The sequence below is a fragment of the Synechococcus sp. CC9616 genome, from assembly GCF_000515235.1.
In the GTDB taxonomy this organism is placed as follows: domain Bacteria; phylum Cyanobacteriota; class Cyanobacteriia; order PCC-6307; family Cyanobiaceae; genus Parasynechococcus.
Map to the genome: position 1 here is coordinate 2554 of NZ_KI911558.1, position 23747 is coordinate 26300.

Annotated in this window: 30 protein-coding genes, 2 tRNA genes and 1 riboswitch; of the genes, 9 read left to right on the forward strand and 23 right to left on the reverse strand. The window is 50.7% G+C overall.

Features of this window, described 5'->3' with window-relative positions; all coding sequences use genetic code 11:
* Positions 1 to 198 precede the first annotated feature (198 nt).
* The 3 genes from SYN9616_RS0100025 to SYN9616_RS16900 all read left to right on the forward strand — a co-directional run bounded on the left by SYN9616_RS0100025 (position 199) and on the right by SYN9616_RS16900 (position 2747).
* Positions 199 to 852, forward strand: a complete 654-nt coding sequence (locus tag SYN9616_RS0100025) for a hypothetical protein (RefSeq protein WP_028951298.1) — start codon at positions 199 to 201, stop codon at positions 850 to 852.
* A gap of 1078 nt (positions 853 to 1930) precedes the next feature.
* Positions 1931 to 2167 (forward strand): DUF2973 domain-containing protein, encoded by a 237-nt coding sequence (locus SYN9616_RS0100035; protein WP_369791908.1) that lies wholly within the window; start codon positions 1931 to 1933, stop codon positions 2165 to 2167.
* A 433-nt stretch (positions 2168 to 2600) separates the two neighbouring features.
* Positions 2601 to 2747, forward strand: a complete 147-nt coding sequence (locus tag SYN9616_RS16900; RefSeq protein ID WP_156918600.1) for a hypothetical protein — start codon at positions 2601 to 2603, stop codon at positions 2745 to 2747.
* Between the two features lie 85 nt (positions 2748 to 2832).
* On the opposite strand, the gene SYN9616_RS0100045 is transcribed toward SYN9616_RS16900, so the two are convergent.
* The 6 genes from SYN9616_RS0100045 to SYN9616_RS0100080 all read right to left on the reverse strand — a co-directional run bounded on the left by SYN9616_RS0100045 (position 2833) and on the right by SYN9616_RS0100080 (position 8071).
* Positions 2833 to 3933, reverse strand: coding sequence for a M57 family metalloprotease (locus SYN9616_RS0100045; protein ID WP_037990510.1), 1101 nt, complete (start codon positions 3931 to 3933; stop codon positions 2833 to 2835).
* 618 nt (positions 3934 to 4551) lie between these two features.
* Positions 4552 to 4776, reverse strand: a complete 225-nt coding sequence (locus tag SYN9616_RS17755; protein ID WP_028951301.1) for a hypothetical protein — start codon at positions 4774 to 4776, stop codon at positions 4552 to 4554.
* A 178-nt stretch (positions 4777 to 4954) separates the two neighbouring features.
* Complete coding sequence (locus SYN9616_RS17760) at positions 4955 to 5146, reverse strand: hypothetical protein (RefSeq protein ID WP_232199798.1); 192 nt, start codon at positions 5144 to 5146, stop codon at positions 4955 to 4957.
* A gap of 634 nt (positions 5147 to 5780) precedes the next feature.
* Entirely contained in the window at positions 5781 to 6626 is an 846-nt protein-coding gene (locus SYN9616_RS0100070; protein WP_028951303.1) for an MOSC domain-containing protein, read from the reverse strand.
* A gap of 371 nt (positions 6627 to 6997) precedes the next feature.
* Positions 6998 to 7711, reverse strand: a complete 714-nt coding sequence (locus SYN9616_RS0100075; RefSeq protein WP_028951304.1) for a reprolysin-like metallopeptidase — start codon at positions 7709 to 7711, stop codon at positions 6998 to 7000.
* 69 nt (positions 7712 to 7780) lie between these two features.
* Entirely contained in the window at positions 7781 to 8071 is a 291-nt protein-coding gene (locus tag SYN9616_RS0100080) for a DUF1651 domain-containing protein (protein ID WP_232199805.1), read from the reverse strand.
* Between the two features lie 431 nt (positions 8072 to 8502).
* On the opposite strand from SYN9616_RS0100080, the gene SYN9616_RS0100085 reads away from it, so the two are divergent.
* A complete protein-coding gene (locus SYN9616_RS0100085; RefSeq protein ID WP_232199811.1) occupies positions 8503 to 10083 on the forward strand; it encodes a M43 family zinc metalloprotease in 1581 nt (526 codons plus the stop codon).
* A gap of 365 nt (positions 10084 to 10448) precedes the next feature.
* Here SYN9616_RS0100085 and SYN9616_RS16910 read toward each other — a convergent pair.
* The 5 genes from SYN9616_RS16910 to SYN9616_RS16920 all read right to left on the reverse strand — a co-directional run bounded on the left by SYN9616_RS16910 (position 10449) and on the right by SYN9616_RS16920 (position 12880).
* A tRNA-OTHER gene (locus tag SYN9616_RS16910) sits at positions 10449 to 10580 on the reverse strand.
* A 15-nt stretch (positions 10581 to 10595) separates the two neighbouring features.
* A complete protein-coding gene (locus tag SYN9616_RS0100090) occupies positions 10596 to 10856 on the reverse strand; it encodes a hypothetical protein (RefSeq protein WP_037990512.1) in 261 nt (86 codons plus the stop codon).
* 243 nt (positions 10857 to 11099) lie between these two features.
* Entirely contained in the window at positions 11100 to 11543 is a 444-nt protein-coding gene (locus SYN9616_RS0100095) for a cupin domain-containing protein (RefSeq protein ID WP_037990514.1), read from the reverse strand.
* 118 nt (positions 11544 to 11661) lie between these two features.
* Positions 11662 to 12156 (reverse strand): hypothetical protein, encoded by a 495-nt coding sequence (locus SYN9616_RS0100100; protein WP_028951309.1) that lies wholly within the window; start codon positions 12154 to 12156, stop codon positions 11662 to 11664.
* Positions 12157 to 12397: 241 nt separating this feature from the next.
* Positions 12398 to 12880: a hypothetical protein gene (locus SYN9616_RS16920; protein ID WP_156918602.1), complete on the reverse strand. Its 483-nt coding sequence runs from the start codon at positions 12878 to 12880 to the stop codon at positions 12398 to 12400.
* A 721-nt stretch (positions 12881 to 13601) separates the two neighbouring features.
* Between SYN9616_RS16920 and SYN9616_RS0100115 the strand changes: the two genes are divergently transcribed.
* A complete protein-coding gene (locus tag SYN9616_RS0100115; RefSeq protein WP_028951312.1) occupies positions 13602 to 14009 on the forward strand; it encodes a hypothetical protein in 408 nt (135 codons plus the stop codon).
* Between the two features lie 39 nt (positions 14010 to 14048).
* Here SYN9616_RS0100115 and SYN9616_RS0100120 read toward each other — a convergent pair whose 3' ends face one another.
* From SYN9616_RS0100120 to SYN9616_RS0100155, 5 genes are all read right to left on the reverse strand, one after another.
* Positions 14049 to 14330: a DUF1311 domain-containing protein gene (locus SYN9616_RS0100120; RefSeq protein WP_369791909.1), complete on the reverse strand. Its 282-nt coding sequence runs from the start codon at positions 14328 to 14330 to the stop codon at positions 14049 to 14051.
* 811 nt (positions 14331 to 15141) lie between these two features.
* A complete protein-coding gene (locus SYN9616_RS0100135) occupies positions 15142 to 15360 on the reverse strand; it encodes a hypothetical protein (RefSeq protein WP_028951315.1) in 219 nt (72 codons plus the stop codon).
* 101 nt (positions 15361 to 15461) lie between these two features.
* A complete protein-coding gene (locus tag SYN9616_RS0100140; RefSeq protein WP_156918603.1) occupies positions 15462 to 15752 on the reverse strand; it encodes a hypothetical protein in 291 nt (96 codons plus the stop codon).
* A 142-nt stretch (positions 15753 to 15894) separates the two neighbouring features.
* Positions 15895 to 16341, reverse strand: a complete 447-nt coding sequence (locus tag SYN9616_RS0100150) for an OsmC family protein (protein WP_051410885.1) — start codon at positions 16339 to 16341, stop codon at positions 15895 to 15897.
* A gap of 369 nt (positions 16342 to 16710) precedes the next feature.
* Entirely contained in the window at positions 16711 to 17010 is a 300-nt protein-coding gene (locus SYN9616_RS0100155) for a DUF3303 domain-containing protein (protein ID WP_028951318.1), read from the reverse strand.
* Between the two features lie 182 nt (positions 17011 to 17192).
* Between SYN9616_RS0100155 and SYN9616_RS17525 the strand changes: the two genes are divergently transcribed.
* Positions 17193 to 17369 carry a hypothetical protein gene (locus SYN9616_RS17525; RefSeq protein ID WP_198015108.1) on the forward strand — a complete coding sequence of 59 codons (177 nt, stop codon included), beginning with the start codon at positions 17193 to 17195 and terminating at the stop codon, positions 17367 to 17369.
* A 149-nt stretch (positions 17370 to 17518) separates the two neighbouring features.
* Here the strand turns inward: SYN9616_RS17525 and SYN9616_RS16225 are convergent, their stop codons facing one another.
* Entirely contained in the window at positions 17519 to 17965 is a 447-nt protein-coding gene (locus tag SYN9616_RS16225) for a DUF3750 domain-containing protein (protein ID WP_071991396.1), read from the reverse strand.
* A gap of 430 nt (positions 17966 to 18395) precedes the next feature.
* Here SYN9616_RS16225 and SYN9616_RS0100170 point away from each other — a divergent pair, with 430 nt between their 5' ends.
* A complete protein-coding gene (locus tag SYN9616_RS0100170; RefSeq protein ID WP_028951319.1) occupies positions 18396 to 19100 on the forward strand; it encodes a hypothetical protein in 705 nt (234 codons plus the stop codon).
* A gap of 39 nt (positions 19101 to 19139) precedes the next feature.
* On the opposite strand, the gene SYN9616_RS0100175 is transcribed toward SYN9616_RS0100170, so the two are convergent.
* The 3 genes from SYN9616_RS0100175 to SYN9616_RS16925 form a co-directional block, all read right to left on the reverse strand.
* The gene (locus SYN9616_RS0100175) at positions 19140 to 19907 is read right to left on the reverse strand and encodes a hypothetical protein (RefSeq protein ID WP_156918604.1); all 768 of its coding nucleotides are present in this window, start codon (positions 19905 to 19907) and stop codon (positions 19140 to 19142) included.
* A 206-nt stretch (positions 19908 to 20113) separates the two neighbouring features.
* Positions 20114 to 20299 carry a hypothetical protein gene (locus SYN9616_RS0100180; protein WP_232199816.1) on the reverse strand — a complete coding sequence of 62 codons (186 nt, stop codon included), beginning with the start codon at positions 20297 to 20299 and terminating at the stop codon, positions 20114 to 20116.
* A 25-nt stretch (positions 20300 to 20324) separates the two neighbouring features.
* Positions 20325 to 20379, reverse strand: a riboswitch (Glutamine riboswitch).
* Positions 20380 to 20458: 79 nt separating this feature from the next.
* Positions 20459 to 20653, reverse strand: a complete 195-nt coding sequence (locus SYN9616_RS16925) for a hypothetical protein (RefSeq protein WP_156918605.1) — start codon at positions 20651 to 20653, stop codon at positions 20459 to 20461.
* A 17-nt stretch (positions 20654 to 20670) separates the two neighbouring features.
* Here SYN9616_RS16925 and SYN9616_RS0100185 point away from each other — a divergent pair, with 17 nt between their 5' ends.
* Positions 20671 to 20859 carry a hypothetical protein gene (locus SYN9616_RS0100185; protein ID WP_028951322.1) on the forward strand — a complete coding sequence of 63 codons (189 nt, stop codon included), beginning with the start codon at positions 20671 to 20673 and terminating at the stop codon, positions 20857 to 20859.
* Positions 20860 to 21324: 465 nt separating this feature from the next.
* Here the strand turns inward: SYN9616_RS0100185 and SYN9616_RS0100190 are convergent, their stop codons facing one another.
* Positions 21325 to 22380 (reverse strand): hypothetical protein, encoded by a 1056-nt coding sequence (locus SYN9616_RS0100190; RefSeq protein WP_156918606.1) that lies wholly within the window; start codon positions 22378 to 22380, stop codon positions 21325 to 21327.
* A gap of 196 nt (positions 22381 to 22576) precedes the next feature.
* Positions 22577 to 22650, reverse strand: a tRNA-Arg gene (locus SYN9616_RS0100195).
* Between the two features lie 88 nt (positions 22651 to 22738).
* Here SYN9616_RS0100195 and SYN9616_RS0100200 point away from each other — a divergent pair.
* A complete protein-coding gene (locus SYN9616_RS0100200) occupies positions 22739 to 23506 on the forward strand; it encodes a DNA-binding protein (RefSeq protein ID WP_028951324.1) in 768 nt (255 codons plus the stop codon).
* A gap of 6 nt (positions 23507 to 23512) precedes the next feature.
* Here SYN9616_RS0100200 and SYN9616_RS0100205 read toward each other — a convergent pair whose 3' ends face one another.
* Complete coding sequence (locus SYN9616_RS0100205) at positions 23513 to 23740, reverse strand: hypothetical protein (protein ID WP_028951325.1); 228 nt, start codon at positions 23738 to 23740, stop codon at positions 23513 to 23515.
* Between the last annotated feature and the right edge of the window lie 7 nt (positions 23741 to 23747).

The window sequence follows — 23747 nt, forward strand, 5'->3', positions numbered from 1 at the left end:
GATCTCGATGAACCTACTTTCGTCAAAGGTGAAGCTCCCGGCAATCAGCTGTCGTGCTCATTGCCATGGGGAGCGAATTCAACGATTGTGAGAATGGCGTGCCCGCTCCTGTAAGAACGTTCAGACCAAGAAGTTCTTGCTCAAATTGCTTTGTACGCCCGCCCTTGCTAAGAATGGTTCTCATCCTTGGCATTTGCGATGTCTGGCGGGCACGACCACGACCACGACCACGACCATGGTCATGATCATCACGGGCATGAGCACGGCGAAGAGCTTCTGGAGTTATCTCCAAAAAAACCCGTCAAGAAGAAAGCCCTGGATGCCGATGCCCTACTAATTCATGTAGATGGTCTTGAAGAGGGTACCTTCGCGATTGCCTCCAGTAAGAAGGAACTCAAGAAGCTGATGAAGTCCGACGCGGATGTTGTGTACGACGAGAAGAAAGGGAAGCTTTATCTGAATGACAATGGTGATTTGAAAGGCTGGGGTGGGAAGAAGGTTGGTGGTTTGCTAGCCACGTTCAAGAGCAAACCTGAGTTAGGTGCGGACCAATTCGAGGGATTGGAATCCTTCTCAGCCGATTCGCTGACTGGCGACCACGACCACGACCATGACGGTGGTGATAAGACATCGATGCAAACGATGTTTTCAAGTAAGTCGGCGGCGAAGGCGGCAGCAAAGGATTTTGGTTGCAAGGGTGCCCATAAACATGGAGACTCCTGGATGGTTTGTAATGACATGGCGGACATGACGATTCCAGCGGGAAATGACACTGAAGATGATCACTCTGGCCATGATCATTCCGGTCATGATCACTCTGGCCATGACCACGCCTCACATCGCATTGTTTAGGTTCGTTAATAGTAACGAGTTACTCCATTGTGTTGGATATTTCTATAGACAGTGTCTATAGAAATATCCCTTCAGTGATGGCAGGTTTTTTATGTTCCGTGCTCAATAGGGCATTGGATGGGAATGTTTAAGCTCATCACGTTCATCCCTGCTAGGTGGATGTCGGTCATGAACTATGACGATCTCCATGCTCGTGTTTCTAAGCGGCGCTTCAGTTGGGAGAACCTAAAGCCGCAAAGTCAGCTCCTCAAATTCCAGAAAACGCACAATAAAACTCTTGCCTACTGAGTAATGTTGCAGGATGTGGTTGATTCGACATGCTGAAGGCCTTGCATGCGTCAGATGGCTTCCTCTAAGGGATGGACTGAATTCTTCTTGCAGGGATCATCCTGGTTCCACGGCAAGACTCCCTTTAGAAGTTTTTTAGGGCCTTATCCAGGAGCGCTGATTTCTTTAAAATTGTTAGTTTGGCTTGCTCTCTACCCATCCGTGATGTCGCTCAGCTTGATCAGCGTTGACACACTTGGTTAATTGCTATTGGTCCTTAATATGTTAATTAGTACTGCAATCACTGTGGCTCTCGCCGGATGTCTACTTGTTCCGCTGTTGGCGAAGGCTTGCAAGAAATGGCTTCAAACACAATCGTACCGCTTCAATATGGCAGTGGGAGGCTCTATATTGGGCATACTTAAGGTTTCTGTGCCGTATTCAGTTCACCCAATCTCGTGAATTAATTGTCTCATTCCGCACTATAAATGCCAATGCTCAGAGCGCTTAACTGGCGATATATTTTCAATAAGGCTTGCATTTGTGATCAATAGTCTCCAGCAAGGTCGCTTGTAAGCTTGTTGCTCTTAACTCCCGATCAATAGCAATACAGGTTCACTCGGAACCGGCTATGGAGGAATGGAGCTTCATTAACGGTCGCGAGCTGGAGTGCGTTCACTTCTCAGGGCTTGAAGGCTTTAGTCTCCTGCCCGGTTGAAGGCGAGGGGTTGGACTCCTGAGGCTGATTCATCACAGCCACGCAAAGGCAGCCGAGCGGTTAACGTTCTGTAACATTATTGAATGGCTGGTGATGTCCACCTTTTTTCCCATTGCTTATGCCTTTGTCTTTGCCTGTCTTCTTGTTCAGATTTTTCAGTCAATGCGAAATTCTGCTAATCCAGGCCTGGCAGCCAGGAAGGACAGAACTGGCTTGAGAACTATTCATCCGGAATTATTGGACGAGAACGGCAACGTCACTGACGAAGAGCTTTGGTCAGTTAGGTTCGCTGATCCTAAAGAAGGCAAGTGGGCGCCAGAAGCTGGTTAGAAAGCTGGCTCTCGTTGAAAGTCCAGGGCGCTTAACCACTTAGAGAACTAGGTGTTTCAGTCAGGGATGGGTCAAGTCAGTTCAATAGCAGCTCTTCGACTGCTCGTTTACCAAAGTTCTGCTCGCCTCCAGAGAGCAAACACTTGAAGTTTCCAGGGTTTTGGCTCTCAGTGGCATAGCGATTTCATTCAAAAGGGATAGGGCAATGTACGTTTCGAAGATCATGGTCCAGACGCGAATGTCTGAAATGCTTGCTGCAATTTTGGGGTTTACGGAATCCTGGTTGTCACATGAGTTTGATGCTTGATCACGTTTGCCTCATTGATCCGTGACCAGATCTGTGGATTCATGGAACGCAGTGTTGTGGGCACTCTGGTTCGGATCATTGTTCAGGCCAAGGGTCATTGAATCGCTCCATTCCAGACAAACCACGGTGGCTGAAAAGATCATCAAGCTTATTACAGCGGTTGATATTGACCAACGCCTCTTTGGCTTCCTGAAAATTGTGCGCATAACCAATGTGAGCAACTATTTTAATGTTGCGTTGATAAAACCTTCAGAACCTCAACGCAGCAGGTGAAACGGCTGAGAATTGTCTTCGGGAGATCAATTTTGAGCCCACCTTCCAACAGGAACAGGGAGATATGGCTGCCTTTAGGCATGGGTCAGCCATCTCCTCGGACGATGCGACTCAGGTCCTGTTCTGCAAGTCTCAAATCGAGGTCGCTGATCACCAGTTCCGGTTTCTCGTCGACGGAGACGATCCAGCCCTTGATGAAATCCCCGTCGATAAAGCTGTGCCCACCCCATTGAAACGAGATCTCTGAGCTTGATGCCCCCTCAAGAATGATCCGGTCGATCGGATCGATCCCCATCACCCGATCCAGACCACGATCGTGGAAATGGCCTTCTCGTTGAATGCGGATCAGGTCCCTTGAGCCGTCCCTACAGCCCAGAAAGCTGTTGTTACCCAGTCCGCCGACCAGCGTGTCTTTCCCTGGGCCGCCGTCCAGGATATCGATGCCGTCGCCCCCGTTGAGAACATCATCTCCTGGTCCTCCGCGCAGCACGTCGTCACCGCCGAATGCGGCCAGGTGGTCGTCACCCGCGCCGCCGTGGACGAATTCGTGGACAGCTCGCTTGCGCTGTCGGCCTTTTGCGGTCTTGATCACATCAGAGCCATCGCTTCCTTGGAGTTGTCGCTGGGCACGCGCATGTTGGCGATTCCCCCCTTCTGAAACGCTGATGTTCTCAGCAAGGTTTTTGTAGCGGGGCTCCCACGTTTTCGGTTTGAACTTGCCTCCCCAAAGCCTGACGAGTGCATGCTGGTCCAGGTCGGTGTACCAGCTTGTGTATGTCCATGTGTTGTACGAGTCGCCGTAAGCCATTTTCGTCTCGTCGATCGATGTTTCAAATTCTTTGGCGTAGACATCGTCGTCATCCGCGTCGAAGGGGTGTTCAAGACCAAGAGCATGGCCGATTTCATGAAGCACCACATGCTCCCACCTGCCTTGAAAGATTTCCGGGCTGTTCTGATCCCTCAGCTGTGATTTCACACGCAGGAATGCTGTCGGCAGAAGATTGCTTTTCTCGGGATCACCGCCTGAATTCACGGTGGCCGAGCCTGCATCACTTAGATACCGGTCGAATTGGCCGATAGTGATATTGGCGTTCTCCGACCCCTTGACGAAACGGAAGCCGACTGAAAGCAGACGATCCAGACGCTGGAAGGTTTGAACGATGAACGATGAGCGATAGGACGTCATGGACACGGGACGCCCAAAAGGAGTCTCCTCCGTTCCATCTGAGTCGATAAAGACGTTTAATTTCGCGCGTTTGTTCAGGTGGCCATTGTCCCGATCGAAACCTAGGGAGCGTTCGTAATCGGCATCAATAATGGCTGCTAGTGGTAACCCGGATGCCATGTCCAACCAGTTCGAAGCTACTTAATAATATTCATGTTGCTGATATTATTACACTTCCCCCGGTTCGCTCCATCAAGGGCTTTCACCTGGCTCTAACGAGGTTTTAGTGCCAGACACCTGAGATTTATCGTTAGAAAATTTTATATTATTTAGCAAGTTTCCGGCAGTTGATCTTGATCGATATCCCTGTTTTTGGTGGGTTGGCGATGACATCAAGCGTCTGAACTTCGGTTTCATTCGTGAAGTGAACGCGGGCACGTGTGCTGGAAGGTTGTCGTGGATAGATTCCAGGGGTCTATTCGAAAGGTGGGATAAGGCCGTCGATGCGGTGATGAAGACCAGTGCAATGTGGATGTCGAAGTTCATTGATCAGGCGTGAAGGCCTGAGGCGTTCCCCGTTCTTCTTAGGCAATGAAACTCTCCTCCATTGCTGAGAGGGGAGTTATGGAAATGAATGATCTAGACAATGCTTGCGTCATCAAGATTTTTATATCCTGAGAATCTAGCAACTTCATGCCCGTCATTACCCCAAATATATGTTTTGCCTCCGTCATAATCCCAGTTAAGACCATTAGTGAGGCCCTTAAAATTAAGAGTGTCCTCTGTGATATTAAAGTCTTTGATGCTTGTCCAATAACCCTCTTTAATCACAAAGGTGTCTGAGCCAGATCCGTCCTTAACCAAGTCGACTTGCCTCCGTGAAGTCCAGCATCAATGATGTCGTCTCCCTTTTTACCAGTAATTTTATCTGAACCGCCATATCCTATCCATGTGTCAGGTTGTCATTATCAGCAAGTATCAAGATCAAGGCTGATTAATTTAGAGAGAAAAAATCCCCCAACCGTTAGGTGAGGGGAGAGGATTAAGCAGGTGTCGCTATATCAGAAGACTTACGGCGCTTGCGTTTGGGTGCCTTGATCTCGTCCAAGAGCTTGTTGAGTTCTTCATTCGGAACCTCGAAGGGTTCTTCATCGACTTGAACCTGCGCTTCAACAACAGGTGAGTCAGCGAACACGTAGGCGATGACTGTTATCAGCTCAGTGGGTCTTCCCAAGGGAGCGTCAAGTCAAACTCCTGAAGTAAAGCGTCGGCTTCTTCCTCTTTGTCTTCCATCAGAAGCCAAGCCACCCGCTGCCAAATGAACTGGTCAAGTCGTTGGTCTTTTAGAAGCTTGAAAGCCAGGTCTGGTACCTGCTCAGCATCACTAGAAAATTGAGCAGGCAAGACAGCAACAGCGTCTACTCATTAGTCTTAGCCGTCTCAGTATGAGAGTGGCTGTATCAACGGATAGCGTTGGCAGTTGATAGGTGCTTCTACTGGCGATTGCAGCAGGGTGGTGACGGATGGGTATTAATGACCTAGTAGTGCCACCATTCAGCTTGGCTTTGATCCCTTGTAAGTCAGTCCTGCAGTGGTCTGCAAACTGATTCATAGCCTTCATGAAGGCCTCCTGCTTCTCCCGGTCCTCCTTCTTATCCATCTCCCGTCAAAACCTCACACACTCCCCCGTCCGCAACGACAGGGTTTCTGTATTTGTAGATCAGAGAGGGGAATACTTCAGGCAGTCATGTCTGAACTGTGTCCGCGCGCCCCGCGTTGTCCTGCGCCTTTTGTTTGATGTTTGGAATTGATGGAATGGTCAGATGTTATTTAGACACTTAGTTGCTTTCGGGTGGTTAGATTTTGCATCACTGATTAATAGTTAAGCGCACCGGATCATCAATCGCCATGGCTCCAGAGGTCATGACACTGAGCCGAATCCCTGCGGTGACCTTGTTGTGGCGGGCCGTGGCTTGGAGGATTCCCATGTCATCCGGAAGATTGCCCTGAGCAAGGGTTGTGACAACACAGCGAGGACAGCCCCCGTCAACGTTTAGCTGCAGCCGCTCACCAATTGTGAGTATCCCTCCCACCCATTTTTCCTCGACAAATCCCTGCATGCCTGGAGTCGGTTCAATCAACAGGTTGGGACGGAAGCGCTCTACAGCAAAATCAAGATCCGGTTCTCGCTGCTTCAGGGCTTCAAGGGTTGCCGTGCTGATCGCATGGATCGAGCAGGCATCGAAGAAAGTGCCCTCCGGCATCTCCAGCTCAGTGATCACGTTCTGAAAATCCCGCTCCGGCACATCCGGCCAGTACTGGTCCAAGCTGGCTCCTGGGGGAGCGAAATTCAGAAGACTGATGTCCCGGCCGAATTCCTTCGACAGCAGAGCTATTAATGATGGATCATCACTGCATCGTGTCTGTGGTGGCTCATCCACACCCACAAACGGTCCCGTGACGGCAACCGTGGGCAATGGTTTTCCGGCGACAGGTTCGCAGGTGTATTCAGCGGTGAAATCCAGAAGGTGTTTCCAGAGCTTGGGGTTCTTGGCACTTGCGACGCGCGCTGTCGATCGATCCCAGAGTGCGTATCCGCGGTCTCCCACGACGCCGCTCGGCCCAATGTTCAATCGGCTTGGACTCTCTCCAAGCATCGACTTGATCGGGTAACGCCAGAGACGTTTGACATGTCCAACCAGCTCGCCGTGCATCCGAGCCGATCAGCAACCCTTTTAACTATCAGGTTTATCTCTGCATCCGATGGTCATAGGCGCTACTGACTCGGCGATTTAGTACAGGCGACCTTGGCTAGGTAAATTTGTGGCTGATTAGAGTTCATAGGATGAATTCAAGGATTGTCAGGGAGAAATTGCCGAATACAAAAAACTAACGTAAAATCTAATTATTGTTGTCTGCAAAAATCGCGGTATTTCCAATGAAAACTTAGACGATCTTTAAGTACCTGCGCCGATTGGAGAAAATTGTCAGGGCGACGTCTCATGCCCAGAGATGTTATGTCGACATTGAAGATCAGGCACTATCTGAGAAGTTTTTTGCCATATTGAACGCGCTAACAGCTCGGTCATTCAGGGCCCCAGATTCTCCGAAGTACGGCAATATCGTAAGCAGTGAAAAAACGAGGCGGTCTACCTGGCCGAGGTTTATAAGCCATCACCGTCATCCCTGCGTGTGCAGAAGCATTTGAAAAGGGCTGATTGTCATAAAGACAATCCCCATCTACATCTGAAAAGGGATGTTCAAGGCCAAGGGCATGGCCAAACTCATGCAGAAATAACCATACGGGATCTTCTTGCCCTGTAGCTATTCCTCGACACCCATTCAAGATCATGAAGTATTTGGTCCCTTGAGCGTTCTGAGCAACAGCTCCCTCTTTTTGGTCGTTCTTATCGCAGTATCCAACAATGACTAAGTCAGCATCTTGGGCACGACGAACTTCCCTGAAGTCAAGACTGATCAACCGATCAGTGGCTCTGATCAGCTTTTTGCCTAATTTTTTTTCTTTTTTATAGAAGGGATCCGACTTGATAATTTGCCATTGGGAGCCGGGGATGATTTCTCCCTTTGCATTTCCGAACACCACTTGATAGGAACGTCGTCCCATTTCAAAGTAGTAGCGAATCGTTGTGCGTCCTCCAAGAAACTCCTGGTCAGCAGCATTCCATGGGGCAATAAGAGCCCGAGCTGTGGGTTGGTTGTCGCAGTATTTAGCGCGAGCTGGCAATAGGGCGAGGGCAACCGCAGAGCCCAACAGTCCGACGAAGAGGCGGCGGAACATGGATAAATCGTCACCCACACATGATGCCGAGCTTTGCCTGGATGCGCTTGCTGGCGCTGCTGACCGCCTCTATTTGGGTTGGCCACGCTTCCACGCGCCTGATTTGAGCATCATCTCCCATTCCTCGACGGCGTTGTGGCGAAGCATCCTTCGCCGGGTCTGCGGGATTGGGTAGTCGGGTGGTCGCCAGTTAAACGTCCTCAGGATCACCCACTGGGCATCAGCCGTTGGCGTATCGGGTTTGAACTGAACAACTTTGTGTTGATCGGCGTTCACAAGCCAACCCTCACCCCCCGGACTCACAGGGTGATCGTTTCGATCGGGGCGGAACTGGGGCATCGGTGAAGTCTGGCCAGCCATCTCAGGTCGTGACGTTTGCCCCGAAGACGCTCAGCTCATTTCGATAAACTCAACCAAATTGATCGATGAGATGAGCAATGACGAGAATTTTTATCAATGGCATTGCTCAAAATGCAAAGGAGTTCGAACTCGGCCGTCCCAGGTCATTCAAGAAAAAATATGCGCAACATCTAAAAAAGTTTTCGGCTTCTGCTGACACGTTGGTCATCGATCGATCCGCTTTTGGTCTGGAAGAGGCGGCAACAATCAGCACTGCTCGCAATAAAAAAGCCTATAAAATAGCGCTGAGATCAGATCATTCTTTTGTTTTCTATCGAAAGAAGGGCTGGATTGTTTTTAACGAAAATGGTGATGGTCCTGGTAACGGACAGGGAGGTTTGATTGCGCGACTGCCTCGCAAAACCAATCTGAAAGCGTCTCAGGTGCGGTTCGTGGATGGCCAGTCTGAGGGGGATCCCAGCACCACGACCGATCCTGGGACAAGCACTGATCCATCCGATGCATCGGGTCCAGGCATCGATCTCACCTCCACATTCATATCTGGAGCGGGATCGACGTGGTTTGATCCAGCCAATCAGACCTTGTTTCGCGGTGGGCCTCAGCGACCTCAGCGTTTGGAGAAGTTGGTGTCCGGCTCAATCGACACCGCTCGTGAGGTGGATCGATTTGCGATCTCTGCAGCCGCTGGAAGTGTTGTCTCTCTCTCCGTGGCCGCCGATCCAGGCACCTGGCCGAAACTCAGGCTTGTGGATGCTGACGGGCGGGAACTCGCCAAATCATCCGCTTACAACAAATCGACAGCATCGACATCGGGTTGGCTGAGTGATGGTCGCGATCTGTTCGCTGAGGTTCATGCGCAACAGTCATTCACTGGGTCCTACGACCTCACAGCCATGGTCTGGGAAACGCAGCAGCCGCTGCTGGAGATCCCGGATGCGTTGAACATCCTGCTTGATAACACGAGCCTTAGCTCGGGTGATCGGTACTCATCTCATTATCTGTATGCCGATGATGGCCTGATTTATGTGTCGTTCGGTGATGGAATCACGGCCGAATTGCAGCGTTGGTGGGAAGACGTTCTCGCGTCCACCGATGCAATTATCGAGCCTGAATTTGTTGTGGTTCCACTGCCGCATCCCAAATCGCAGCTGACGCTGAATCAGATCTCGGCGTCGTCTGTGTCTGATGGTGCTGGTCATTATCAATCACCCCCGTACACACACTCCAAGCTGGAGGATGGCAGCTCGTACGACTATCGACGTACAGAGCCCACCGGGGAAATCGTCCTGTCCGAGGGTGTGTACAGCCATGCTTATCGGTTTGCTGATTCGCTGGAAGCGGGATGGAAAAGCACGGCCTTCCATGAACTGGGCCATGCCTTGGGCCTGGAACATCCCCATGAGTTTTCTGATGGTGATGGTGACGATGTGATTGATACCAACGGCACGGTGATGTCATATGTCGATAAGCAAGATGCGGATGGTGACCCAGGCTTCACGACCCTGGATATTCAGGCCCTGCAATTTATCTATGGCCGCGAATCCGGACGGACGACACCGTCGCCGATCACGGGATCACCGTTGGTGATACAAAGCCGGACCTTTGACCTGGATCGCCGCTGGAAGGCGCCCGCACTGTCGGCTGAGTGGGTGGGAGGTTCGCAGGTGATGGAACCCAGTGCAGGCACCACGGTGAAGACGTTGCAGCTGACACGATCAGAAGGGGATATCAGTTCCGAAACGCGTGTCTTGCTTGAATTTGATCTGGATCCGAATGTGATGCTATGGGACTCCTACGCTGATTATTCCGAAGGATTTCATGATATTTTGATTCTCAGCTATTCCGTCACCTTTGCGCCAGGTGAGGCCACGGCGACCTTTGATCTGCCCGTAGTGGCTGGCAGCCATGCCGAAGCCGATGAATGGGTTGATGTCACACTCGTTCCGGAATATTCCAATTTTTTCAGTGCTGTTCCGGGCGCACCGCTGCGGCTCACCATTCTTGATTCGTGATTCCTGCTCCGATCACTTGCTTGGTGCCAGTGTCCTCTGTTTGACGGCAATCACCAGGCAACCTCAATCGTAAATTACGCCTGTACGAAGTACAGCTTCTAATTGTTCTATCGGGAAGCCTGATGCCGTATGAGTAGGCGGCTGAAAGTTATACAAAACCCGCAAGGGAAAGACAAGGCGGTTTGATTGTGGCCGATCGATCTCCCGATAAAACCTCACACTTACACACACCACCCCGTCAGCAATGGTGGGGTTTTATTGCCTTGAATCAGCCGTTTGCAAAATGCAAACAGAATGCTGTTTCAAGTGAAATCAAGCGTCACGGAGTGAATCCCCGGTGCACTGTGCCTGGCTGGTTTTGTAAACGCCCCCTGATGGATTCGAACCATCGACCGACTGCTTAGAGGCAGAAAAACTTACAGTCATGGCAAGGCTTTTTAAAGCTATGACTTGGTTCTTGGATGACGAGGGTGCCCTTGGGTTCCCCTCAAAAGGGCAAAAGTGGACCCGTTTTAGAGGGTGGGACCACTTTGAAGTCGATCAACTGCCTTGGAGGCAGTTGCTCTTTCTGAATCCATCCGATCCAGCACCATCGCGCTCATCAGCCGATGGCTTGTCGTGGTCATGTGAGCCAGAAGCAAGCGCAATGTGATGGCAGAAACCTCAGGTTCACCGTCCGCGATTGATTCCAACCAAGGCCCTTCCATTCGTTCCAGATCAGCCATTCCCTGCAAACACGTCATTTCGACAGCGGAGGTGGTGGCCTCTGGCATGGGCCCTTGGTCGCAAAGGTTCAGTTTGACCAAGATCACAGTATCCAGATAGGTCTGAGTTCCAGGTCATTGTTGAGCTGAGATCGATAATCCGGAGTGAATCGCTAAGCCCACAGTTGTGCGGGTCTTTTGTCACCTCACAGGCGGTGAACAGCGTTCCCAAACTGTTTTCAGCATCGTCTCCCATGCCTCGATGGCGTTTGCCGCACTGGTAGGCGCGGCGGAGCGCTCAAAGCATGAATGTCATTTGGACAAAACGGTTGTCGGTTGCCCTTGGCTACCTGCATAAAACACAATGAGCTCAACATCTTCAGATCCCACAGCCTTACCTGCGTGGACTGTATTAACAACTTCGATCAGAGCTTCACCTTGCCCAAAAGCCTTCGTCATCCCATCCTTGGAATAAAGCTCTAAACGGCCTTTGAGAATGACTGCCGCATTTATAACGGGGTGAAAGTGCCATGGCAGTGTCACACCTGCAGGGATCTTGATGCGCAATACTTTGATTTCCGGTAGGCCAGCTGGGTAAGCAGGAAGAGATTGTCCGTCCCATTCTTTCGTTGAATTCACTAACTCTTTAATCGTGACACCAAGTTTCTCAGCCCCATGACCGTCATCAGCACGGACTTCTAGCGGACTTAAAGGCAATGCCAGGAGCATAAGAAAAGTCAATGCGACTTGCTTCATAGGGCTCCAGAAAGATGATTTACACCCTCAAAATAAGGAGAAGCATTTCAACGTCAACTCACCCACAACGTCACACGCAAAGCCTCAACAGGCGAGAGATGCCTCGTGACCATCAGGATTACCGGCCGATAGGCATGAGCTCGGACCCACCAAGGGCTCTTCCTTTGGTCGCTAAATCGTACATTTCCTGGTGAATATTCTCCGATTCCTTACTAAACCAGTTGGCTAACTCTGGCTGCATAATTATTTTGGGGCCAAGGTCAACGAATGAATACTCAAGCGTAATAAAGTCACCTCCAACAGTTCGATAACCAAGCTCAAGAAGAACCTGGCCGCTTGTAAATGGTATATCAATCTGTGCTTTTGTTGCGTTGGGGCCGAGTTCCACCACCTTTGTAGCAACAGTGCCATCACCGGATGCATCTCTGATTCTGATCATCAACGCTGCTTCTTTACTTTGGCTCAGCAAGACCTGAGTTTGCTGTCTTAGGCCCCATTGGCACGCGATGGCATTGGAGCAAACCGATGTCTTAAAAAACGAGAGATCTTGCTTCAGGACCTGGGTCTTCTTGACCTGTCTGAGCAAACCAAGTTTCGAGAGCAGCCATTTCATCGCATTGATTTCAAACGTGATCTTTGATAATCCATTTTTGGGCTGGCATGAAAGATTCTTCTTAACGCTTAATCCGAGTATCTGTTGTTACCACGGAGCTTGAGCGATTCTTCCTGCTCAACCATTCGGCTGGGCTAATGAGCGAGAGACATATTTGGCAATACAACCTGTCGCCCAACCCCTTGGGGAATAAATTGCGCAAGTCCTTTCGCAAAAGCGGTTGCCCAACGTTTTGGATGAATCAGAAGCCAAGGAGACTGGGAACATCGATGATTGTTTCGGAAATGTATTTGCATTCATTGGCAGCATACGCAAGGCCGTGAATAAAAGCTTCGTCGTATCTTGCGCTCGAATTCTTGAAGTCATTAATATATTCAATCAGCCACGCTTCGAAAATAGCTTTAGGCACAGTCTCGTTTTTGACCGCAAAGCACATTGTAATTATCGGATCTGATGCCATCCTCCAAGAGCAGGTATCTTGATCAGATGCACACCATTCGCTGAATTTATATTGTAAGTCTGTGCATCTTTTGGATTCACACCTGCTACTGGCCGCTCTTTCTAAATCATTGGTTGTTGTTTGCGCATTTGCTGCCATGGGTGCAGCAATCAAAAGACCAGTAAGAACAGCAGCAATCTTTCTCATTAGTTGGAATCCTCTTTTAGGAACTTGATCACCTGCCCATTGAACGTGTTCTCGCCTGGGATGCCATGGACCTCCCATAGGTGCTGCTTTAAGCCGACGAACTGCCAGGCACGCCCAAACTGATCACCATCAAGATGGGCAACGCTTCCACCCGCTGGCTGGCTGCTGTGATGCCTTGTGATTCCAAGGTCAGAAAGCGTCCTCCACATCTGCACGACCAACTGGGAAGCAACAGCGGGGAACGCTTCTGATAGTCACGTCTGAAGCATGACCCTCGAATTGCGAATCACACTGTTCCTGAGGAAATATTCAGACAGTTTCTCAAGCGGCAAGAGTCTCGGTCGTCATTTGGATCCTGTTGACAGCTAGAGAGTTGGTATTTGTTTGGTGTTGAGTGACCGATTGGTATTTGCGAGTATCGGTGTTGGATGGATTGGATCGGGTCAATATTGCCGCTTGATGCGGAGTGTCAACCCAACCAGCGTCAGAAGTCACTCGCGGAATAGAGCCTGAATGTTGGGTCATTATTGTTTGAAAGCTTATAAAGTGTTTATAACGAAACTGGATGGCTTCAGCAAGGCTTCACAGCAAATCACAGAAATATTGATGATATAAACACTACACAAACCGGACCCTTCTGCAAAGGCGTACCCCTTCATGCAATTTTTTATTTTCTATGGGATGCGGGAGCTTCTAGCCCTCGGTATTCGACTAAATAACAAACATGTACAAAGCACATTGAAAGTTCCTCTAGGGTCTAAAAATAGTTAAAGATCAATTTCAAAAGACTTGGTCTCCTATGAAACTCCCTTTCGCACTCGGTGCACTAATCCTTTCAGCAGCTCATGTCATGGTTTCAGCAGAACCTGTAGAAGTACTGGTGAATGAGGAGAACCATCATGAATATTGTTGGTCGAACAGAAAACTGTGCTATGCGAATTATCGGTATGAATTCATTAAATTGGGGATTCGGTTCGAATTTGAGCAATACTGCAAAGCAAAATCTCAAGGCTGGTTGACGACAGAAGGAATATTTGAAGGAGCTGAAGATCTGTATAGGCACAATGAACCGAGAGATGACTGGGAAGCACCAAAGCTCACCAAAGAATACGAAAGGAAAATTGTTCATTATGCGCTGCGCGATGCAAAACGAGACTACCCAGATTGTTTGGATTGGGATAGGTTTACCAATTTCGATCTAGTGTGAAACGTCCATATTTCAATTAGCTTGCTTTCACTCCGCCTCTCAAGAGCCCAACCCTCTTAGTTCCTCCAGCAGCACTCGATTGAGTCGGTCATCACACCCAACGACCAGTTGGGGATAGATGGTTCCTTGTTGATAAGGGGCATAGGCCGCAGCACAGACCTCTTTCGTTGCTGCTTCCCACCTCTCAAGCATCTCTGGTGAGAGTTTCTTCTCAAGCGCTGCCTTGGACTCTTGCAAGCTCTCCGAGGCGCACCATCGCATCTCTACGGTGTTGGTTCCCGGGCACTTGATCTCTGGTTCCTCTGCATTCGCAGGCGTCAAGGGTGAAAGGAGTAGTGAAAGGAGGAATGCTCTCATTGCTCATTCAATACAACGAACAGAGCATTATTTGGACAGAAGGAAAATTACGTCAACCACAAGAACGGGGAACACTTCAGATAGTCACGTCTGAAGCATGACCCTCGAAACCCGTATTGCGCTATTCCTACTGGGGGAACTGGTGGCAGCACTACGCGCCAATGACCCTGACACCTTCAAGCGGTGGCTATGTGGCGAGGTGCAACACCTTGGTAAGTCTGAAATTTAAGAGTTGCTGCTGGATTGGCTTGTGCCGTTTCTGACAGAAGAAGAGAAGGACAGGCTGATTGCTTGGCACTTGGGGGTGAGGCTCTAGTTCCTTTGGGGGCTTATCAGCCCACACTCAGTGGCTTGGCTTCAACATCAGATGGAGTTAACTCATTGCACATCTGTCCCCGAGCTATGAGGTCCATTGCTGTTCTCACAGCTGCTGTGCTTGCAACTGTTGTTAGTCCTGCCAACGCCGTGACGTTGAAGCTCCGCTGCGAAAACCCTCAAGTCGAGTACGCCAATTCGACTTTGTATATCGACGAAGAGAATGGTCGAATCACCCAAATTTGGGATGCCGATGGTTACAGGGACACCAGCCCGGCCACATTTAAAGACGGGGTCTGGAGGTGGGTGGGCACTATCCCTGTAGGAGCTGGAGAGCCCGATATTCCTATCGACAGGAGCCTTGATCGTCGAACGGGAGAAGTTTTCGCTGCAATCCAAGTGGGATCGGAAACACTTTTTCCACCCGGGGCGTTTTGTCGTTGACATAACAAGGCTTCCTTCAACGACGACGCGACATCAACTGTCGCGCCAGCAGCACCACGTCCTGAGCATTAGGTATCACGGGATCGGTTAGCACGCTGTTTTCAGGAAGATGCTCCAATTCAGTGCGAATTCGCGAAAGCGACCGCAACGTCGCAGCAGCTCGTAGATCAGAGTTTTGATCCAGTTCTTTCAGAAATTCCCGCAGGTCCGTGAGGCATCCGGGCTGACCTGCCATCAAACCCAGACCGTCGCAGTCTGTGGATTAAAGAAGCCGCTGCCCCCAGCAGCATCACAGCCACATGTCCGATCGCCAAAGCGGAAGGGCCGACGGGTTGATCAGGGACCGCCAGCGTCATTGTCATCGCTCTTTCTGTCTTCCAGGACGTCCATCACCAACGTGTGCAGCTGTACGCAGGACTTGTCCTCCTCAGCATCTGATGGCAGCTCGCCTGACTGACGCGACCTGCATCTATCCACCAGGATTTTCAGGCCAGTGGCTTTGATGGTGCCGCCAGGTTCAATGCCAAATATCTCTTGATCAGATGGCCAGACAAGATCTTTCGCGTCTGGCTGCTGTGAGCAGGCAGCCAGCATTGCAAGGGCAACGACGGTTATAAGTGCTTTCATTTGATTTCCTCCAAGCGGGCAACGTCGACGGCACACTCGCGAATGGGACCGAAGCTCTGCACGATTGTCTCGGCGACATCACCGACCAGATTGCCGAGGGCTAGCAGTATTCAGACGAGCAACTGTTCCATGCAGCCTCGTCTCAACTCCAGTGGAAACTCATCGGTACCGCCCCATCAAGACTCAATTTGACCGGGCAGTTTTCAGCAGCTTTCTTCAGGATTTTTCGTTCCTTGGAATCGATGTGAGGAGGCAGCTCAATCCAAACATCGAGCAGGGCGATTTTGCGCGGGGCCTCTGAGGTCATGACCTTCTCCACCCGAGCTGCGCAGCCCTTGAGATCCCAGTTATGGCGTTCGGCAACGATCCCCATGATCGTCAGGACGCAGGTGTTTAGTGCTGTCGCAATTAGGTCGGTGGGTGAGAAGCGCTCACCCTTTCCTTGGTTATCGGTTGGGGCATCTGTTTCCAGGGCTGAACCTGACGGGGAGTGAACCGAGCTACAGCGCAGTTGCCCGCTGTAGCTGCTGCTGATTGATGTCACGTCGCTGAGGGAATTCACCAACAGGTTGGCAACAGCCGAGCCCATGGCCCAGATCAGTGCGTAGGCGACAGTGCACAGAGCTTGTCGGGTTGAGCCACTTCTCCAACAACCGCACCGAGATTGTTCTGCGCCAAGTCCATACGTACGCTCTCCATCAGTCAATGAATAGCCTGGGCCACAAGGTCAGTGCGTTGGACGTTCGCCTTGTCAATTTCCTCCGTAATAAGGGTGTAAGCCTGTTGGGTAGTTCGTTGCGCTGTTCAGCGACTGACCCGCTTACTGGCTTGTTCCGCCTTGCGAGCTTCGAGCTGTCTTGGCCTGCAGTCGTGGCAAAGCCCGTTGCTCTTAGCGGATGGTTGACCAATTCCAACTGACTGCATTCACGGCATTGGATGACATGGCTGCAGTCGCTATTCAGCTGGCCATGCTTTCTTCCAGATCGACATACTCCTCATCGCTGAGACCAGGGGTGATTGTCGCCGTGACACCGAGTCCTTTGGTCCAGGGATAGGTGTGTTTCTGTACTGCGGCCAGATTGTCGGCTTCTACAAGCAGCACGCCTCCACCTAGGTGAGGGTGGATCTGACGCGCGAGCATTTTGAAGCCCACGAACTCATCCATGGGCTTACCGCCCTTGATGTAATCCACGATCGCCTGGGTGTATTTCTCGTTGGTGGGATCGGGAGCGCACCAATGGATCATGAAGCGAGCCATCTAAAAACTGTTCAACACCACTCGATCTTTGCCTTAACAGCTGGGATCACTAGTAACTAAAAGAACATCAGGCTTGTCCTATGGGACGCGATACTTGAGTTTCCACTGGGAGATCCCAGTCAGAAAGGGGGTGGCACGCAATATCTGCACTGAAAACAATCCATTCGAATAAAACGTGCCACATGTCTAAAGCCAGAGACCTGATCAACGCCTACTTCTACCCAGTGCTGGCGACCTTCGCGGTGATCTATGGAGCCATTCAGATTGCTCCCATTGCACAGCAGGCGCGTTCCAACAATGCATGTGTTCAGCAGGAACCAAACTTACGGGACTCAACAGACGCACAGAAACAATACTGAGCGAGAGTCTGCAGCCCGAGGCATCCTTAGCAGTGCATGGCTACTCCATCTCTAGCCTTCGCCAATGAGCCCTGTCTGTGCCTGGTCTGCAAATAGAGAAACCTCGCCATTGCTGATGAGGTTTAGTACACAAAAGTAGTGTGCCGAAATTAAGGGGTTGCGCTTGATTTGTCATATACATCAGGAACTGGAAAGTTTTTGCCTATTGCTCTGATCCCAAGTTTAATCTTGTCTTTTACTATCCACTGTGCAAAGGTATTGCTGTTCGGACCAGGCCAGTATCTGTATTTATTAATGAATGGATAGGCTTGTGGAGATGATTCGACTTTTTCAATGATCGGGAAAGCCTCTTCATCTATCCATTGTTGAACTAATCGAGAAGGCCCATTGCCAACACCTTGATAGGGAGTCAGAAGGTTCTTGTGCAGATGTCCCCAAGACGATTCATTCTGGTGAGGGTGTTGCCACACTTCCCATCGATTACATCCTTGATGCTGACTGCCTTCGCCTGCATGAAAGATCAACAGCCAGTAATGATCAGCAACGACTCCGACCAGGCTTGGAATCTTTGCTGCACGAAGCTCGACTCTGATCACTGCTTCCTGTACAAACCCATAAGCATCTCTCGCTGCTTTTATTGAAACACCTCCTTAGGATCCAATATAGGGCAACGCTGCAGCTTCAACGCTTGATTGTAGATCTCTAGAAAATCTAGAACAGTCATAGAAATCTCCAGAAATTGGGATGCGCCGAAGCTGTAGGCTCGTTGATGGTGGTTTAAGATTCTAATTGCCAAAAGCTCGGCTGCTCCTCCTCTTCTGGGTCAGGGATTGGAGGCAAGTAGGTTCCGACTGAGTATGCCAAACGTCGAATCTCCTTAAACTTATCTCCATGAGGATGATTCTTCAGCATATTGTTCACATAGAGTCGAAGGTAAGCCATTTCTTGCCTGGTACATAAATCATAACCCAAGGTAGCGCAGTTCCCTAGAATTATCTAAATCCAGAAGTAACACCGTAGAAACAAATGACTGAGCACGAAGGAGTATCTATTGAGTTTCCGAAGGAGACCAACCAGCAGCAGTTTGAAGCAGCGGTTGCCCAGCTAGCTCGGGCGCTGACTATCGACCTGTATTGCTGGTGGTCTAGGTCGATTGATATGCCTGAAAAGAACGAAGAAGAAGTCCTTGGTCAGGCAAGGGTGATGGCCACCAAAGCCGTTGAGCACCTCAAGCTCTACGAAAACTCAGGTACGAACTCCGTTTTCGTTGCGCGTATGTGCGTCATCTACCTGTACACCGCAATTGATCGCATCAACCGAGGCGAGAGCACTGAGCATTACAACGAAATTGAAGAGCATCTTGAGAAGACTGACTTACAGAGATATGTGGTCAAGATGTGCGATGTTGAGATGACCGCTGGTCACGCCAAATTTGAGGAAGGCATGAAGCCAGAACTGAGAAAGCTGGCGGTTTGTATTGCTCTCAGGTCGTGGATTGATAGTGGAACTGAAAACGCAGAGACCTTGTATCAGCCGCTTATGGCTGACTTGCGGGTCTTTGGAAAGGCGCTCGATCAACGTGGAATGGTCTATTTGCTGGTTGCCGGACGGCTAGCAACTGCTGCTTCAATGTGTCACGAAGACCTGTATCCAAACCACCCCACCCACTATCCAGATAAAGCTTTGGCTTACGCGGAAAAAGTCATGATGGATATTTGCGCTCCTGTCTAAGAAGGCATTGCAACAGAAGAATAAAATCATATCCCGTTATTATTTTTCAATCAAGCTGTAAGTCTTGCCGTCAATGCAGCAGCTTCCAGTCTTCGAAATCTTCAGGCGAAGGGTTTTATAATTTCCGTGCCCCTCAATATCATTAGCCCAACTGGAGATGGAGCGGAATACCTGACCAGTTTTCTCACGGCGAACTTGAATGTTGCCCCCTAAATTACCTTTGCTACAGGAACAGCAACGTGCAGTAGCAACTTGTACCAAATTAACCAATTGGACTTTATAGATTTCACCGCAGCATTGGCACATTGCATCCAGCTTGTAATCTGACTTCTGGTATTTCTCTGCGTGCCCAGGTAAAGTAAGCCAGTCGCCGTATCTTCGATGAGCAAGGATATAAATCGATAAATCAACATTGTGCTCTTTGCAGTATCGATAAACCTTGCCTCGATCAATCTTTAATCCAAGCTTTCTTATAGCAGACTTCACATTAGCACTATTATTTTGAATATAATCTATAACCCGTTCAATCTCTTGCCGAGTCTTCTCTTTGCAACGTTCGTGGTAGTTTGATTTAATTCCTAACTGTTTTAGCGCTGTGTTGACATAAGGTTGAGAACAGTCCATCATCTTTGCAATATCGTATTTAGACAATGCCTTTAGCTGTTCAGTTGTGAACTTCTCTTGAAGCCGCACATGCAATGGATCTTTATTTCGCCGTCGTGGCTTTCGTATTCCTAACTCAAGACAACGCGAACGTATCGTTTCGGCTGAAACTCCAAACACTGCTGCTACATCAGTTAAGGTCATTTAATTTGTATCGACCTTTTGAATAAGCGATTTAAGTTGTTCAGGGTCGATGATTATTTTTCTAGTTCTAGGTACTGGTTTTGTTACTATTGTCTTCCTTATTGTATCTATTTACGATTAGAAATATGGCCAGTTAATAACTAAAAGACAATAAAAAGCATAAAAAAGACCCGCATTAAGCGGGCTTTTTAGTATTCAATTGCTTATCACTTGGCGTATTCAACACCACGATAGGTGAAGATACCGTGCTTGTCTTCGGAGAGCCAGCTCATGTTGTTGATGGGTACTCCACGGTATGCACGCTCGTTAAGGAGGGCTAGATCCCGCTCTGTAGCGGAGCGACGGATGCGTGTAAACGCATCGACGATTGATTTTGCTTCGATGTTTGTCATTGGAAACTCCATGATGAGGTGAAATTTCCCGTTCCTTCAGCCTCTGGCTTACTTGCGTCCCCTCTTCAGGGATGAACGTATTAACAATGTAGCATCAGCTACTTTCCATAGGGGTAGTCAAGCCACTTTTATTGTTAGGCTTGCCGTAATTCTTTACGTTTACTCGTTCAAATCCTTGAGTCCGCCAAGAGTTTTACCTTTTGATTTCGGCTTGGCTCGTTCTGCTTGTGATTGAGCAAGCATGCGGCTGCGGTCTAACTCTTGTTGGGTCTTTTTGTTCCGTTCAAACCGACCAGCCGGTGAGTCTTGCCTTACCATCGGTGTAAACCCGCCAGCCAAGCCCTTCAGCAGCAAGGGCGTTCCATATAGAGATGATTGATTCCATCTCCCAGGGCATGACGTCGATCATTCCCACCGCCCGTGATGTGGACTCGGCATTGCGCTTGTTTCTGCCGGAGCCTATCCGCCTGATGAATCAGCTTGATCGCTTCGCTGTGGCTTGTGCAGGCTTCAGCTGCTTCAATGACAATGGTGTGAAGCCCTTGGATGTTGTTCATTAGGCCAGCTTCTTAGCCACAAGCTCTCGCTCGGTGAAGCTCTTTCTGGGATTCACGGCTGGCAATCCTTTAAGTAGTTTTCACCATCCCGGAATGTTCGGACCACGCCCCGTCTTCCATTTCGATCGCCACCACTGGACTCCATATCTCACAGCATCCAGGCTGTGATTGGCGCAACCATCTGCAATCCTCTCAACATCTCGTTGATGCCTCGGTAATGTCGGCCAGGTCGCCATCAACCCTTCACATGCCTTAGTCCATAACAACCATGGTGTTTCAGGTGTGCGGCCCGCTGCTTGAAGCATCGCCCTCACCAAGGCAAGCCCATTTTCTTCCCGTTGTTGCATCTTCCCTGCCCTGATTAATGGGCACCCTGCAGCTCTAAAGTCACCCGCAGTGGACCCTCGATAACTACCAGTTGCAAGAATTTGCCTGACATTGCAGGCACTAGATCTGGTGGATTTGGGGTTAAACGTTCTCCAGCACTGATTCACTACGAGCCCATTCGTAGTTGCTCTCATGGGTGCTCAGGCTGCGGCCCATGGCCATGCAGATCACGTCCTTGCGATGACCTAAACGGTGTGCCCGCAGTGAATACGCATTGCGGAACGAATAGGGCCGCAACCATTCCCCCGTCTTGTCGTACTTATCCTTCAGTTCTTGCCAATACGGCTGACGCTCAAGGAACGTCCGCACCGCGTATTTGTCGCTGAGTGGTGGGAGCTCAAGCTGACCAATCGCCATGGCACCCGCCAAGTTCCAATCCACCAGTTCGCCAACGTGATCTTTCAACGGCAGCGGCATCAACCAGCGAGGATCGGTCTTGGTTGAACCGCAGACCTTTTCATAAGTGCAATAAACAGTCGGCTCCGCGGTGCTGGGATGCTCGCGTGAAACCAAGTGGCTGAGCTCTTCAGGCCTCAGCCCGTAGAGAGCCATCAACCGGAAAGAGTTTTTCCAAAGGCTGCAGCGAACATCATCCGGAAGGCTGTCGATCAGACGCAGGATTTCCTGGTCGGTGATCGTCGCCACGGTGCGGCGCTTCGCTTTCTTGCCCTTCATCTCTTTGGCTACCCGTGCCGTCACGGTCCAGCTCTCAGCTGGCAGGCCATGCACTTCGACGCGGTAATCAAGGAATTTTCGGACGGTCGTCACCGCAATTTCACGACGACGCGGCTTGTCCTCCCACTGGCTGACAACTTGGCTCAGCAGCTCACGGGCGTTCAATGGGGCTGCGGAGCCACCTAACAAATAGATGGCTTGCTCAAGGAACGGCGCGTAATTGTCCTTCCAGGTGGAGGGCTGCAGGCCGCTGGTCAGTTTCAAATCAGCCTGGAATTTCTCCAACAGAACTGGCCATCGGCTATGCGATGTCGGCCTTGCCGTGGTGGCCGCGGCGGGTTGACTGATGCGGCTCAAGGCATCGCGAAGGTCGTAACCGTCGCCCACCAGTTGGTGAAGCTCAGTGATCAACACCACCGCTTCAGAAACGGTGTCAGCGGCCCATGCGATGGGGAGCGTCATGGTCGAGGCGTTTGCCCCTCCTGCACCGGAGCGGACTGACAAAAAAACCTTCCCGCGCATGTTTTTCACAGACCAGCCCTTGGGGCAGGCGCCACGGAGACGTTGAACCCACTTCGGCTGCGCTGTACGAACCGCTGCTTTCTGCTCTCACCAAAAAAGGGCTCCTGGTTTCCCCGAGAGCCCTTAGTGTGACTGACGCCCCCTGATGGATTCGAACCATCGACCGACTGCTTAGAAGGCAGTTGCTCTATCCAGCTGAGCTAAGGGAGCAGGCGTCCAGTTTCGCAGCCGCCAGGTGCGTTGGCTGGCTTGTGAGCAGGAGCTGCTTTTAATGGAAGGAGCTGTGCGGCACCTGACGATGGCTCCAAGGCGTCTCACGGATCGCGAGAAGCAGGAGCTGGTTGGCCGTTACAAGGCTGGAGAATCCACTGCGGCACTGGCTGAGGCCTACTCCTGCAGCCCCAACACGGTGAGTCGCACCGTCAAGGCGCTACTCCCCGCAGAGGCCTATCAAGCCCTCAAGTCCAGTCGGCAGAAATCAAAGCCTTCCGCAGTTGAGCCTGAGCCATCGCAAGAGGTCAACGTCTCCTCTGACTCGCCACCAGCTCCCATCCCTTCGCCCGATCTTGATGCCGGAGGCGCGGACGAAAGCGACGATCCAGGCACCCTCGCTCTTGATGACGCTGAAGACTTCGGTGATGAACCGGACGAGGATTCCGACGAGGACGACAGTTCCAGCTCCGATTTCGAGACGTTCCAAGAACTTGTTCCCCTGGCCGATGTTGGCAACCTCAATGACAACCGGCGTCTTGAGCCTCTCCCGTTAACGGCGGGCCTGCTCCCCACCAGCGTTTACATTCTGGTGGACAAGGTGGTGGAACTGGATGCCAAGCCATTGAGCGATTTCCCTGAATTGGGGCCGCTTGATGAAACCGAGCAACAGCGCCAAGGTCTTTGCCTCTACAGCAGTCCTCGCACTGCCAAGCGCCAGTGCGGCCGCAGTCAGCGGGTGATCAAGGTTCCGGATACCAGTGTGTTTGAACGCACCAGTTCGTACCTGCTGGCGCGCGGAATCACCCGTCTGGTGATGGAAGGAACCCTGATCGCGATTGATGCGGACGAATAAGGCCGATCAGTTGCGTTGATCCGGAAGGAGAACCGCTGCCGTTGTTCCGCCGCTGATCACGCCAAGAACAAACGACACTCCCACCAGAAAACCGCTTGGGAGCGGAACGGATCGCGATGTTCCGAGCTGAATGCTGTGGCGCTCGCTGAGATTCTGCGCTCCCAGGCAGAGCAACAGCAGGAACAGCATTCCTCCTCCGAAACTCAGCAGCAGCAGGCGCAGGCGAAGAAGCATGCAGGAC